10 protein-coding genes and 2 pseudogenes are annotated in these 14,325 nt (G+C 58.7%); 5 read left to right on the top strand and 7 right to left on the bottom strand.

Going from position 1 to position 14,325, the window contains the following annotated elements:
• Window positions 1-56: 56 nt before the first annotated feature.
• Genes paaX through ACR809_RS13935 form a run of 3 tightly spaced genes read left to right on the top strand, consistent with a single transcriptional unit; the run spans window position 57 to window position 2,008 of the window.
• A complete protein-coding gene (gene paaX, locus ACR809_RS13945) occupies window positions 57-983 on the top strand; it encodes a phenylacetic acid degradation operon negative regulatory protein PaaX (RefSeq protein ID WP_004194367.1) in 927 nt (308 codons plus the stop codon).
• A gap of 9 nt (window positions 984-992) precedes the next feature.
• A complete protein-coding gene (gene paaY / locus ACR809_RS13940; protein WP_002902883.1) occupies window positions 993-1,589 on the top strand; it encodes a phenylacetic acid degradation protein PaaY in 597 nt (198 codons plus the stop codon).
• 8 nt (window positions 1,590-1,597) lie between these two features.
• Window positions 1,598-2,008, top strand: a complete 411-nt coding sequence (locus ACR809_RS13935; protein WP_024940864.1) for a GFA family protein — start codon at window positions 1,598-1,600, stop codon at window positions 2,006-2,008.
• Window positions 2,009-2,044: 36 nt separating this feature from the next.
• Here ACR809_RS13935 and azoR read toward each other — a convergent pair whose 3' ends face one another.
• Window positions 2,045-2,650: an FMN-dependent NADH-azoreductase gene (gene azoR, locus ACR809_RS13930; RefSeq protein ID WP_002902889.1), complete on the bottom strand. Its 606-nt coding sequence runs from the start codon at window positions 2,648-2,650 to the stop codon at window positions 2,045-2,047.
• Between the two features lie 204 nt (window positions 2,651-2,854).
• Between azoR and hrpA the strand changes: the two genes are divergently transcribed.
• Window positions 2,855-6,757 (top strand): ATP-dependent RNA helicase HrpA, encoded by a 3,903-nt coding sequence (gene hrpA / locus ACR809_RS13925; RefSeq protein WP_021469856.1) that lies wholly within the window; start codon window positions 2,855-2,857, stop codon window positions 6,755-6,757.
• 60 nt (window positions 6,758-6,817) lie between these two features.
• Here the strand turns inward: hrpA and ACR809_RS13920 are convergent, their stop codons facing one another.
• From ACR809_RS13920 to ACR809_RS13895, 6 genes and pseudogenes are all read right to left on the bottom strand, one after another.
• Window positions 6,818-7,492, bottom strand: a complete 675-nt coding sequence (locus ACR809_RS13920) for an O-methyltransferase (RefSeq protein WP_020324670.1) — start codon at window positions 7,490-7,492, stop codon at window positions 6,818-6,820.
• Complete coding sequence (locus ACR809_RS13915) at window positions 7,493-8,872, bottom strand: efflux transporter outer membrane subunit (RefSeq protein WP_023279991.1); 1,380 nt, start codon at window positions 8,870-8,872, stop codon at window positions 7,493-7,495.
• Window positions 8,869-9,954: an HlyD family secretion protein gene (locus tag ACR809_RS13910; protein WP_122051352.1), complete on the bottom strand. Its 1,086-nt coding sequence runs from the start codon at window positions 9,952-9,954 to the stop codon at window positions 8,869-8,871. The genes ACR809_RS13915 and ACR809_RS13910 overlap by 4 nt, the downstream gene beginning before the upstream one ends.
• 28 nt (window positions 9,955-9,982) lie before the next feature.
• Window positions 9,983-11,635 (bottom strand): annotated as a pseudogene (locus ACR809_RS13905) (MFS transporter).
• Entirely contained in the window at window positions 11,635-12,066 is a 432-nt protein-coding gene (locus ACR809_RS13900; RefSeq protein WP_002902969.1) for a MarR family winged helix-turn-helix transcriptional regulator, read from the bottom strand. The pseudogene ACR809_RS13905 and the gene ACR809_RS13900 overlap by 1 nt, the downstream one beginning before the upstream one ends.
• A 107-nt stretch (window positions 12,067-12,173) precedes the next feature.
• Window positions 12,174-13,122, bottom strand: a pseudogene (locus tag ACR809_RS13895) (LysR family transcriptional regulator).
• A 100-nt stretch (window positions 13,123-13,222) separates the two neighbouring features.
• On the opposite strand from ACR809_RS13895, the gene ACR809_RS13890 reads away from it, so the two are divergent.
• Window positions 13,223-14,221 carry an aldo/keto reductase gene (locus tag ACR809_RS13890; protein WP_122051351.1) on the top strand — a complete coding sequence of 333 codons (999 nt, stop codon included), beginning with the start codon at window positions 13,223-13,225 and terminating at the stop codon, window positions 14,219-14,221.
• The last annotated feature ends 104 nt before the right edge of the window (window positions 14,222-14,325 follow it).

Genomic DNA, 14,325 nt, shown 5'->3' with positions numbered 1-14,325 from the left:
GGGAATTTCCTGTGCTATGATTCATAAAGGAAAAATATAACAACAGAATGAATCAGATGAGTAAACTCGACGCCTTTATTCAACAAGCGGTGACGGCGATGCCCATCAGCGGCACGTCATTAATTGCCTCGCTGTATGGCGACGCTTTATTACAACGCGGTGGGGAAGTGTGGCTGGGCAGCGTCGCGGCGCTGCTGGAAGGATTAGGCTTCGGCGAGCGCTTCGTACGCACCGCGCTGTTTCGCCTCAATAAAGAAGAGTGGCTTGATGTTGTCCGCATCGGCCGGCGCAGCTTCTATCGCCTGAGTGATAAAGGGTTGCGCCTGACCCGGCGCGCGGAGCATAAAATTTATCGCGCCAGTGCCCCGGAATGGGACGGTACCTGGCTGCTGCTGCTTTCGGAAGGCCTGGAGAAAAATGTGCTCGCCGACGTTAAAAAGCAGCTGCTGTGGCAGGGGTTTGGCGCGCTGGCGCCGAGCCTGCTGGCCTCGCCGTCGCAAAAGCTGGCGGACGTCCAGTCTCTGCTCCACGAAGCGGGCGTCGCCGAAAACGTCATCTGTTTTGAAGCCCATTCGCCGCTGGCGCTCTCCAGAGCGGCCCTGCGCAGCCGGGTGGAGGAGTGCTGGCATCTCACCGAACAAAATGAGATGTACGAGGCGTTTATCGCCTTGTTCCGACCTCTACTGCCGCTGCTGCGCGACTGCGACCCGTCAGAGTTGACGCCGGATCGCTGTTTCCAGATCCAACTGCTCCTTATCCATTTCTATCGCCGGGTGGTGCTCAAAGACCCGCTGCTGCCGGAAGAGCTCCTGCCGGCGCATTGGGCAGGGCAAACCGCCCGCCAGCTGTGTATCAATATTTATCAACGCGTGAGTCCCGGCGCGCTGGCGTTCGTCAGCGAGAAAGGTGAGAGCTCGGTGGGCGAGCTCCCGGTGCCGGGTCCGCTCTATTATCAGCGCTTTGGCGGTTTGCCGGGCGCATAAGGAGGTTGCATGCCGATATATCAGATTGATGGACTGACGCCGGTGGTGCCGGAGGAGAGTTACGTTCACCCGACCGCGGTGTTGATTGGCGACGTGATCCTCGGCAAAGGGGTCTATGTTGGGCCCAACGCCAGCCTGCGCGGCGACTTCGGGCGCATCGTGGTCAAAGACGGCGCCAATATTCAGGATAACTGCGTGATGCATGGCTTCCCCGGCCAGGATACGGTGGTGGAAGAGGAGGGCCATATCGGCCACGGCGCTATTCTGCACGGCTGCGTGATTGGCCGCAACGCGCTGGTGGGCATGAGTGCGGTGATTATCGACGGGGCGGTCATTGGCGAAAACAGCATTGTCGGCGCTTCGGCCTTTGTCAAAGCCAACGCCGAGATGCCCGCCAACCATCTGATTATCGGCAGCCCGGCAAAAGCGATTCGCACCCTGAGCGAACAGGAGCTGGCGTGGAAAAAACAAGGCACCCGTGAATACCAGGCGCTGGTGGAACGCTGTAAGCAGACGCTGCACCAGGTGGAGCCATTACGGGAAGTCGAAGCAGGGCGTAAGCGGCTGGCGTTTGATGAAAACCTGCGGCCAAAAGCCGCCACCTGAGGGGTAAAATTATGGCAGAGAAATTATCCGCTCACTGTCACTGCGGTGCGGTGGCGTTTACCGTGGAACTCAGCGACGGCTTCAACACCGTTCGGCGCTGTAACTGCTCATATTGTCGCATGCGTGGGGCGGTCGCGGTCTCTTCGCCGCGTTCAGGAATAGAGGTGGTACGCGGAGGGGATAAGCTCACAGAGTATCGCTTTAATACAGGGGAAGCCGTGCACTTTTTCTGCTCGGTATGCGGGATCTACACCTTTCATCAACGGCGATCAAACCCACAGCAGTATGGGGTGAATGTGGCCTGCATTGACGGCGTTTCGCCTTTCGATTTCCCTTGCGTGGAGGTCAACGACGGCGTGAATCATCCAAAAGATGGCGGCGGAGGCGTGGTGGGGTATTTACGCTACGAGAAAAAGTAAAACTCTCCTCCCGCAGGAAGCGAGAGGAGTGAAATATTAGGCTGCAACCACGCTGTCGATGGCCGCTTTCGCGTCAGACTGCGCTTTGGCCGCGACTTCCGGGCCGTAAGCGATACCTTCGGCGAACACAAAGTTCACGTCGGTGATGCCGATGAAGCCGAGGAAGGTGGACAGGTACGGGGTGACCAGGTCGGTCGGAGTATCTTTATGGATACCGCCGCGGCTGGTAACGACGACCGCGCGTTTACCGGTTACCAGACCTTCCGGCCCTTTCTCGGTGTAGCGGAAGGTGACGCCGGCGCGAGCCACCAGGTCGAAATAGTTTTTCAACTGCGTCGGGATGTTGAAGTTGTACATCGGCGCAGCGATAACAATCACATCGTTGCCTTTCAGTTCGGCGATCAGCTCGTCGGAAAGGGCCAGCGCTTCCTGCTGACGCGGAGTCAGCGGCGCGTCGCTCGGACGCAGGGCGCCAACCAGTTCGCCATCCAGAACCGGGATCGGATTGGCGGCCAGGTCACGCACGGTGATCTCATCGCCAGGGTGTTTTTCCTGCCATTGTTCAACAAAATAGTCGGAAAGCTGACCAGATTGTGAGTACCCTGCCAGAATACTGGATTTCAGAACTAATACTTTGCTCATGGGTGTTTCCTTTTTTTAATGTGATTGACGGGTCAATGCCCTGGTGCTTGTTGACACTGTATTCACAATCGCGCCACAGAGATAGCGCAATATATCGAATCCTATGTTCAGATTTTTTGAACAAGGCACGAATGACACAGATGTGGTACTCTAAGGCAATACTTCAAAAGAGATTTTCCCGGCAGAGCTCTGCCCGATAACGCTATGACAGAACAACAAAAAATCACCTTCCCCCAGCTTTATCAACAGCTCGACGGCCTGATGCTGCGCGACAAAACGCGCTTTGCCCGCCGTCTGCACGGCGTGAAGAAGGTTAAAAATCCTGAATCGCAACAGGCCATTCTGCAGGAGATGGCGCTGGAGATAAGCCAGGCAGCCGGTAAAGTCCTGCTGCGCGAAGCGGCGCGTCCGGCCATCACCTATCCGGAAAACCTGCCGGTTAGCCAGAAAAAACAAGAAATTCTCGAGGCGGTACGCGATCACCAGGTGGTGATCGTCGCCGGGGAGACCGGTTCGGGTAAAACCACCCAGCTGCCCAAAATCTGCATGGAACTGGGGCGCGGGCTGAAAGGACTCATCGGCCATACCCAGCCGCGTCGCCTGGCGGCGCGGACCGTCGCCAATCGTATTGCCGAAGAGCTGCAGAGCGAGCCGGGCGGCTGCATCGGCTATAAAGTCCGCTTCAGCGACCACGTCAGCGAAAACACCATGGTTAAGCTGATGACCGACGGTATCCTGCTGGCGGAGATCCAGCAGGATCGTCTGTTGATGCAGTACGACACCATCATTATCGATGAGGCGCACGAGCGCAGCCTGAATATTGACTTTCTGCTCGGCTATCTGAAAGAGCTCCTGCCGCGCCGCCCGGACCTGAAAATCATCATTACCTCGGCGACCATCGACCCGGAACGTTTCTCAAAGCATTTCAATAATGCGCCGATTATCGAAGTCTCCGGGCGGACTTACCCGGTGGAAGTGCGCTATCGGCCGATAGTGGAAGAGGCGGACGATACCGAGCGCGATCAGTTACAGGCGATCTTTGATGCGGTTGACGAACTGGGGCGCGAAGGGCCCGGCGATATTCTGATCTTTATGAGCGGTGAGCGGGAAATTCGCGATACCGCCGATGCGCTGAATAAGCTGGATCTGCGCCATACCGAAGTGCTGCCGCTGTACGCCCGCCTGTCCAACAGCGAGCAGAACCGCGTCTTCCAGCCGCACAGCGGACGACGCATCGTGCTGGCGACCAACGTGGCGGAAACCTCGCTGACCGTGCCGGGCATTAAATACGTTATCGATCCCGGTACTGCGCGTATCAGCCGTTACAGCTACCGCACCAAGGTGCAGCGCCTGCCGATCGAGCCGGTTTCCCAGGCGTCCGCCAACCAGCGTAAGGGCCGCTGCGGCCGCGTTTCGGAAGGGATCTGTATTCGTCTTTATTCAGAAGACGATTTCCTGTCGCGCCCGGAATTTACCGACCCGGAGATTCTGCGCACCAACCTGGCGTCGGTCATCCTGCAGATGACCGCCCTGGGCTTAGGCGATATCGCCGCCTTCCCGTTTGTCGAAGCGCCGGATAAGCGCAATATCCAGGACGGCGTACGCCTGCTGGAAGAGCTGGGCGCCATCACCACCGATGCGCAGGCAACGGCTTATAAGCTAACCCCGCTGGGCCGCCAGCTCAGCCAGCTACCGGTGGATCCGCGTCTGGCGCGCATGGTGCTGGAGGCGCAGAAGCACGGCTGCGTGCGGGAAGCGATGATCATCACCTCCGCGCTGTCGATCCAGGACCCGCGCGAGCGGCCGATGGACAAACAGCAGGCCTCTGACGAAAAACATCGCCGCTTCCACGATAAAGAGTCCGATTTCCTCGCCTTCGTCAATCTGTGGAACTACCTCGGCGAGCAGCAGAAGGCGCTGTCGTCGAATCAGTTCCGCCGCCAGTGCCGGGTCGATTTTCTTAACTATCTGCGCGTGCGCGAGTGGCAGGACATCTACACCCAGCTGCGCCAGGTGGTGAAAGAGCTTGGCCTGCCGATCAACAGTGAGCCGGCGGAATATCGCGAGATCCATACTGCGTTGCTGACCGGTCTGCTGTCGCACATCGGCATGAAGGATGCCGATAAACAGGAGTATACCGGCGCCCGTAATGCGCGGTTCTCTATTTTCCCGGGTTCCGGCCTGTTTAAAAAGCCGCCAAAGTGGACGATGGTGGCCGAGCTGGTGGAGACCAGCCGGCTGTGGGGGCGTATTGCCGCCCGCATTGAGCCGGAGTGGGTGGAGCCGGTAGCGCAGCACCTGATCAAGCGCTCATACAGTGAGCCGCACTGGGAGCGGGCGCAGGGCGCGGTGATGGCGACGGAAAAGGTCACCGTTTACGGCCTGCCGATCGTCGCCGCGCGTAAGGTCAACTACAGCCAGATCGACCCGGCGCTGTGCCGCGAACTGTTTATCCGCCATGCGCTGGTGGAGGGCGACTGGCAGACGCGTCACGCCTTCTTCCGCGATAACCTGAAGCTGCGCGCGGAAATCGAAGAGCTGGAGCATAAGTCGCGCCGCCGCGACATCCTGGTGGATGACGAGACGCTGTTCGAGTTCTACGACCAGCGCATCAGCCACGACGTCATCTCCGCCCGCCACTTCGATAGCTGGTGGAAGCGGGCCAGCCGTGAAACCCCGGATCTGCTCAATTTTGAAAAGAGCATGCTGATTAAAGAGGGGGCGGAGCAGGTCAGCAAGCTGGACTACCCGAACTTCTGGCATCAGGGCAACCTCAAGCTGCGGCTTAGCTACCAGTTTGAACCGGGCGCTGACGCCGACGGCGTGACGGTGCATATTCCGCTGCCGCTGCTCAACCAGGTGGAGGAGGCCGGATTTGAATGGCAGATCCCTGGTCTGCGTCGCGAGCTGATTATCGCGCTGATAAAATCGCTGCCGAAGCCGGTACGGCGCAATTTCGTCCCGGCTCCCAACTATGCGGAAGCGTTTCTTGGCCGGGCGACGCCGCTTGAGCTGCCGCTGCTCGATTCGCTGGAGCGCGAGCTGCGTAAGATGACCGGCGTGACCATCGACCGCGAAGCCTGGCAGTGGGATCAGGTGCCCGATCACCTGAAAATCACTTTCCGGGTGGTGGATGATAAAAACAAGAAGCTGCAGGAAGGGCGCTCGCTGCAGGCGTTGAAAGACGCCCTGAAGGGCAAAGTGCAGGAGACGCTGTCGGCGGTCGCTGATGACGGTATTGAGCAGAGCGGGCTGCATATCTGGAGCTTTGGCACCCTGGCGGAGAGTTACGAACAGAAGCGCGGTAACTATAAGGTGAAAGCCTGGCCGGCGCTGGTGGACGAGCGCGACAGCGTGGCCATCAAACTGTTTGATAATCCACAGGAACAGCAGCAGGCCATGTGGCGCGGTCTGCGTCGCCTGCTGCTGCTCAACATCCCGTCGCCGATTAAGTATCTGCACGAGAAACTGCCGAATAAAGCCAAGCTTGGTCTCTACTTTAACCCGTACGGCAAAGTGCTGGATCTGATTGACGATTGCATCTCCTGCGGCGTTGATAAGCTTATCGACGAAGCGGGCGGTCCGGTGTGGACGGAAGAGGGCTTTAGTCAGCTGCACGATAAAGTGCGAGCCGAGCTCAACGACACGGTGGTGGAGATCGCTAAACAGGTCGAGCAGATCCTCACCGCGGTGTTCAATATCAACAAACGGCTGAAAGGCCGGGTGGATATGACCATGGCGCTGGGGCTGTCGGATATCAAAGCGCAGATGGCGGGTCTGGTGTATCGCGGCTTTGTCACCGGCAACGGTTTCCGCCGTCTTGGCGATACGCTGCGCTATCTGCAGGCGATTGAAAAGCGTCTGGAGAAGATGGCTATCGATCCGCACCGCGATCGGGCGCAGATGCTTAAGGTGGAGAGCGTGCAGCAGGCGTGGCAGCAGTGGCTGAATAAGCTACCGCCGAACCGCCGTGAGGACGACGATGTCCGGGAGATCCGCTGGATGATCGAGGAGCTGCGGGTCAGCTTCTTCGCCCAGCAGCTGGGCACCCCGTATCCTATCTCGGACAAGCGAGTGTTACAGGCGATGGAGCAAATTACCCCATAGCCTGGCTGGTTGTCCCCGGTGGCGCTGCGCTTACCGGGGCTACTGGTCAGGCGTCCACGCTTAAGCGTTTACCCACGCCAGAGTAAAGCCGTCCCAGCCTTTAGTGCCCACGGTCTGCAGCGCCGTTGCCGTCAACCGTGGCTCGGCGCCCATCATCTCAATGAACTGACGCACGCCCTGAACGCGCTCGTCGGCGCTCTGTGGGTTGACCACTTCGCCGTCGCGTACCACGTTATCGCCAATAATTAAGGTTCCTGGGCGGGAATAACGTAGCGCCCAGCGCAGATAATGGGGGTTATTCGGCTTATCGGCATCGATGAAGATCAGGTCGAAAGCGGGACATTCGCCAAGCGCCTCCAGGGACTGTAGCGCGGGTCCCTCCCGTAGCGTGACCCGCTGGTCAACGCCCGCCAGCTGCAGATTCTCCCGCGCCACCTGGGCATGATGCGCGTCGGCCTCCAGGGTGAGGAGTTGGCCGTCGGCAGGAAGCTCGCGCGCCATCCAGATGGTGCTATAGCCGCCGAGGGTGCCGATCTCCAGTATCCGCTTAGCCTGGGTTAGCCGTACCAGCAGGGCGAGAAACTGACCCTGATTGGCGGCGACATCGTGTGCCGGGAGCCCGGCACGATGGTTGTTTTCCAGTACCCGATCGAGCACAGGATCGCCGGGAATTAAGGCCTTAATCAAATAATTGTCTACTGCCGACCACTGTTGTTGCATATGACGCTTCCCCATTTAGCTCCCTGATGAGTCAGACCAGCCGCCTCCCAGCGCCCGGTACAGATCGATCTGCGCCAGCAGCAGGTTGTTCTTCACCTGCACCACGCTAAGCTGGGTGGAGAACAGCGTTCGCTGGGCATCAAGCACATCCAGATAAGAAGAGTAGCCGTTACGGTAGCGGTTTTGTGCAATACGTAAGGTTTCCTGGGCAACGGTCTCTTGTTCCTGAAGCTCGGATAACTGTTCGCCATAGCGACTGATGGCGTCCAGGCTGTCATTGACCTCTTTGAACGCGCTGCGCACCGTTTTCTCATAGCTATAGAGCGCCTGGTTGCGCTGGGCCATGGAGACGTCCACCTGGGCATTTAACGCCTGGCGGTTTAGCAGCGGCGCCAGAATACTGCCGCCAAGACTCCACAGCCGCAGCGGGTTGTCCAGCAGATCCGGCAGCGTCCGGTCCTGCAGGCTGCCGGTAGCGGTCAGGTTAATAGAGGGCAGCAGCTGCGCCTGCGACGAGGCCAGCGTGGCGTCGGCGGCCACCAGCTGGCGCTCGGCCTGAGCGATGTCCGGACGGCGGTTGAGCAAGGTGGACGGCAGCTGCGACGGCAGACGCAGCGGGGTAAGCTGGGCGAACTCGCCGCGTTTTACCGCGCCAGGGTTATCGCCGAGCAGCACGCTGAGCGCATTTTCCTGCTGCGCAATCTGGTGCTGTAGCGGCGGGATCTGCGCCCGCGTTGACCGCAGCTCCGAATCCGCCTGCATTAGCTCAAGGCGTGAAGTATACCCGGTTTCAAACTGACGTTTGGCCAGGCGCCACGCGTCTTCCCTTGATGTTAGCGTCTGCTGGGTCACCCGCAGCTGCTCATCCAGCGACAGCAGCGTGACGTAGCCAACGGCCACCGAGCTGGCGACGCTCAAATTGGCGGCGGCGGCGGCGGCTTTCTGCGCCTCAAGGCTGGCCCCGGCGGCGTTGGCCGCGCTGCGGTTCGCTCCCCAGATATCGACATCATAGCTGGCGGTCAGGCCGCCCTTATACAGTGTGCTGTGGATCGGCAGGCCGGTGGCGGCGGACTGCGTCCGGGCGCGGGTGCCGGTGAGGCTGGCGTCCAGTGACGGAAACAGGCTGCTGTCGGCGGCGTAAGCGCGCGCCTGATACTCATTCACCCGCTCGCGGGCGATCAGCACATCGCTGTTATAGCGCAGCGCCTGGTCGACATACTGATTGAGGGTACTGTCATGAAAATTGCGCCACCATACGCCCTCCACCGGGCTGGCCGGGCCAACGTCGGCCCGCCAGGCGGCAGGAATGGTCAGGGTCGGCTGCGCGCGCTGCACATCGGCGGATTGACAGCCGACCAGCGCCAGAACGATAGCAAGGGCGACCGGGCGGATCATGGTTGTTTCTCCGCACGGGTATCAATAGTCACCTGCACCGACATCCCCGGCCGCAGGCGTTCGCTGTTGTTTTGCCCGTCGTTGACCGTAATACGCACCGGGATGCGCTGGGCGATCTTGACGAAATTGCCGGTGGCGTTGTCCGGAGAGATGGCGCTGAACTCCACCCCGGTCGCCGGGGAGATACTCTGCACCTTGCCGTGGAAGGTCTCGCCGTTGAGCGCGTCTACGGTGAAGGTGACCGGCTGGCCAACGCGTACTTCGGCCAGCTGGGTCTCTTTGAGGTTGGCAATCACCCAGTGCTGCGGCGGAACCAGCGAGGTCAGATGGGTTCCGGCGCTGACATAGGCGCCAAGACGCACCGAGATCTGCCCCAGCTGGCCGCCGGTGGGGGCGATAATCTGGGTATTCTGCAGGTCGATCTGCGCCAGCTCAAGCGCCGCTTTGGCGCCGGCCACGTCGGCCTCCAGCGAATCGCGATTGACGATGGTCGATTCACGGTCCTGGCGCGACATCTCCAGCGCCGCTTTCGCCTGCTCAATATCCGCCGCCCCTTGCGCCGCGCTGGCCCGCGCCGAATCACGTTCGCGGATCGACAGCGAACCGTCGGCGGTTAACTGCTGGATGCGTTTTAAATCGGCCTGGATTTTCAGATTCTGCGCGCGGGCGTTTTGCAGCGCGGCTTCATTCTTGGCGATCGTCGCCTCGGCGCTTTTGCGCTGTTGCAGGTTATTGCGCAGCGCGGCCTCTTTCATCGCCAGGGTAGCCTGGGCCTGATGCACCCGCTGTTTATAGATGCGATCGTCTATCTGGAACAGCACCTCGCCCGGCTGGACAATCGCGAAATCTTTGACGTTGACGGCGGTGATATAGCCGTTGACCTGCGGGCTAATAAAGGTGGTCTGCCCGCGCACATAGGCGTTGTCGGTAAACTGGCTATGACGAGTGAACGGCGGCAGTTGCCAGGCGTAGAGGATCACCAGCACGCCGACGAGGCCTATCGCCGCGGCGGTAAAAATGGAAACCACGCGAATATTATTCCGGGTGTTGGCCTGTTGTTTGGCCGCATCCTGCTGACTCATAACGACTCCAGAGATGAAATGATGATAATTATTTGCTGCCGGTAGCGCGTTGCAACGCGATACGGGCAGTCAGTCGTAAGCGAATTAAGCGCCAGAAAACCCACACTAGTGTCCCGGCGGAGATCGCCGCCGTCAGCAGATAGGTATCATTCCAGGCGAGAATATTGGCCTGCAGCGTCGCGGCGTTTTGCAGCAGGGTGGTGGCCTGAACGTTGAGTAGCGTACTGTCGCCAATCTGGCTCTGATACATCTGGCTGTACTGCTGCAGCCGCTCGACGATCAGCGGGTTCAGGGTGGTTATCTGGTCCGCCAGCTGGCTGGAGTGGAATTTCTCACGCCAGGTCTGGAAGGTGCCGAGGATCGCCGAGCCGAGCAGCCCGCCAATGTTCTGGCTCATGCCGAACAGCACCGAGAAGCTGACCAGGTTGCGCGGGTCGGCAAACACGCCGCCAATCCCGGCGAGCATCGCCGGGGCCAGAAAGAAGGCGCTGCCGAAGCCGAGTAAAAACTGGCTGAACATTAATTGTTCCGGACGGGTGAGGGCGTTGGACTGGCTGTCGAGCAGCGAGGCTATCATGATCAGCGCCAGCGCGGTGGCGGTCGGCCAGTAGAGCTTCTGCGGGTTGAGCGTCAGACAGCTGGCAATGATCCCGCACAGAATACCGGCGAAAATCGACCACGCGAGGTTAGTCATCTGTTCGTTTTGCAGGCCAACGTACTGCAGCCAGCCGATGACCCCGGTGTTCTGCTCCGCCAGCACGATGCGGATCAACAGCATAATCAGGCCCAGACGCACGATGCTGCCGCTGGAGAGCCATTTGGTATTGAGCAGGGGGTTGCTGCGGTTATGCTCGAAGGTAATCGCAGCGACGATCAGTATTACCGCCGCCGCCAGCGCCCAGCCGATCCACGGCGCTTCAAACCACCACTCGAGCCGCCCCAGCGACAGCACGGCGCACACCAGCGCCATGCCGGGCGCCAGCAGAAAGAAGGTAATGAAATCCTTTTTTTCGAACACTTTTTTACGATCGCTTGGCGGCAGTTTTAGCGCGATGACGCAGGCCAGCGACACCAGCGCCAGGCCCAGCTCAAAGAAGTAGAGACCGCGCCATTCATCGGTCTGCAGCAGTTCGGTGGAAAAGAGGCGCGCCAGGGGAATGGCCAGTGACGAGCCGGTGATGCCGATAGTTAGCCCTTTCAGGCGATGGCGCGCAGGCCAGGCCTGTACCTGGTAGTAAATCCCCAGCGAGCTGAGCGCCGCGGCCACCATGCCGTGGGCGGCGCGAACCATCATCGCTGAGCTGAGATCGTTGACGAAGAGGTGGAAAAAGGTGACCAGCACATAGAGCACCAAAAAGCCTTCGGTGAAAGCGCGCAGGCCAAACTGCTGGCGGAATTTCACCAGCAGCAGGTTGATGGAGACGTTGGTCATCACGTATACCGCCGGCAGCCAGGCGATTTCTGTCGACCAGGCGGCGAAGGTACCCTGCAGCAGCTGCAGGTTGGCGGTGACCACTGCGTTGCCCAGCGCGCCGGTGAGACATACCAGCAGACCGACCACGCCGTAGGCAAGGCGTTTCGCCGGACTGTGCAGCGGCGTCGACGGCGAACCGAGCAGAGCCGGTTTTTCATGCGGCGCCCAGTCATGCGGGGCGTAGGGGTTATCCTGGCGACGGGGCATTATTTCTTCTCCACTTCGCGCAACAGCTTTTCCAGCACCCGCTGGGTTTGCTCCTGCTCCTGTGGGGTAATCGCCGTCAGGATCTCTTCGCGCAGATCGTCAGCCACCGTTTTGACCTGTTCATAGAGGGCCTTCCCTTTGTCGGTGACCACCAGCAGTCGCTTACGTTTGTCGCTGGCGGTGGTGATGCGCTCAACCAGTCCGAGGGCGACCAGACGATGGATCAACGGCACAATGGTCGGGCTCTCCACCCCCAGCTCCTGCGCCAGTTCGCTTTGCGACAGCGGCTGCTGGTGGCGGGCGATGGACGCTACCGCCACCCAGCTGGCCTGGCTGAGACCGAGATTTTTCAGCCGACGATTGACCGCCAGCCGCCAGTGGTGCGCGGTGAGGTATAAAAGATGGGAGAAGGTAAGCTGTCGATTGTCCATAGGTCGTCTGTCAATATCGTTAGAGCTCTAACGATTTTATGCCGGATAACCGCCGGAGTTCAAGATGAAAGATAGAAATTGGTTAACGGTATGTACGTTAATTGTAGTTAATCTTCCGGCCGCGATCCGTGTCGTGCGGTCTGCTGACCGAGGATATTTTTATTCTGCGCCATCACCCAGGCGATAAAGGCCCGCAGGGGGGGCGGGAATATGTTTCCGGCTTGGGTAGTAGACGCAGAAATGGTCGGCAGGATAGCGGTAGTCGGGTAACAAATGGACCAGGCTGCCCGCGCTCAGCTGCTGCGTCACCAGCGACTGATAGACAAAGGCGATGCCTAATCCGCTCTCCGCGGCCTGGATCATTGCGCTATCGGCATCGACGACCAGATCGCCTTTAACCGCGACCTCGCTAAGCTCGCCGCTGGGGCCAATAAACTCCCAGCGGTACTTCTCACCACCAGGAAAACAGCGGTTAATGCAGCGGAAATTAACTAATGACTGCGGGGTGTCGGGCTCTCCGGCTTCGCGTATATAGTCCGGGCTGGCCACCGGGATCAGCGATAGTTTCTCGCCAAAGGGGATGGCAATCATCTCTTTGGGCACATCCTGCGAATAGCGAATGCCGGCGTCAAAACCGGACTCGATAATATTGACTTTCCGATCGGTGGCATACAGTTCGAGCGTCACATTGGGACAGGCGTTTTTAAAGGCGATAAAATAGTCTTGAAAAAACAGGTCAATAACAATGCGCGGTAAATTAACTTTCACCACGCCTTCCGGAGTCAGACGGTGATAATTCAGACTGTCCACCACCCGGCGATAATCATTGACCACCGGCGTTATATTATTAAGAAATTCCTCACCCACTGCGGTTAATGACAAACTGCGCGTTGAGCGATTTAGCAGGCGCACGCCTAACTTTTCTTCCAGATGATTAATAGCGACGGTAAGGGCCGGTGGGGAAAGGTTTAACGCTTTAGCGGCCTGACGAAAACTGCCATGTTTCACTATAAGTATTAATATTTCTATTTGTTGCAGATCGGGCAAAGTTTTCATTGTTAATTTCCAGCTAACACCGCGTTCGGAATAGATTAATTGTTATCAATATGAAAGGGAAGTATATATTTAATGCCATTCAGCAATTAAGGAAAATAAGATGAAAACACGTTATCTTGGAAAAGAGAAGTTTCAGGTTTCTGCATTAGGTCTCGGATGTATGGGGATGAGTTTTGCCTATGGCGGCGCTGAAACGTCGCAGGCGATAAATACGATCCATGCCGCCATGGACATGGGCGTGACCTTCCTGGATACCGCCGAAGTATATGGTCCTTTCGATAATGAAGTTCTGGTCGGAAAAGCGATTAAAGGTTTTCGCGATAAGGTGCAGATTGCCACCAAATTTGGATTTCGTATTTTGCCGACCGGCCAGGGTCTGGAGCGGATGGCCGGCGTTGACAGCCGTCCGGCACGTATTCGCGAATCAGTGGAAGGGTCGCTGAAGCGACTGAATGTCGAGACCATCGATCTGCTCTATCAGCACCGCGTCGATCCCGCGGTACCGGTGGAAGAGGTGGTGGGCACTATGGCCGATCTGGTTAAAGAGGGTAAAATTCGCCATATCGGTCTGTCGGAAGTATCTGCTCAGACGCTGCGCCGGGCCTGCAAGGTACATCCGATCGCTGCCGTGCAGACGGAATATTCGCTATGGAGCCGCGAGCCGGAGGCCGGTATTCTCCACACCTGCCGCGAGCTGGGGGTCGGCTTTGTGCCATACAGCCCGCTTGGCCGCGGCTTCCTGACGGGGACAATTACCGATCCCGGCGTTTTGGCAGCGGATGATTTCCGCCGCCATCTGCCGCGCTTCCAGGCCGAAACCATGCGCAAAAACCAGCTGCTGCTTGAGCGCCTTCAGCAGGTGGCCACCCGCTATGACGCGACCCTTGCGCAGATTGCCCTTGCCTGGGTGATGAGCAAAGGCGAGGATATCGTGCCTATCCCGGGGGCGAGGAAAATTGCTCACCTGCGCGACAATGCCGGCGCCGCGAATATTACCCTCGCGGCGGAGGACATCCTCACCATCGAACATATTTTCACTGCCGACAACATCACTGGCTTACGCTATACCCAGGGCGACTTTGATTTAATCGAAAAATAATCCCCTACGGGCAGCGGATGGTTATTACTTGCGTGACGTTGTCACCTTTGCCGAACAACTCCTCGTCAGATAGCGCACATCCTCGGCGGTTAACGGCGCGGCAA

The organism is Klebsiella sp. CD33, assembly GCF_051992865.1.
Lineage (GTDB): Bacteria > Pseudomonadota > Gammaproteobacteria > Enterobacterales > Enterobacteriaceae > Klebsiella > Klebsiella pneumoniae.
The sequence above is the reverse complement of the archived record's forward strand: the minus strand, read 5'-3'. Positions and strand labels throughout refer to the sequence as shown.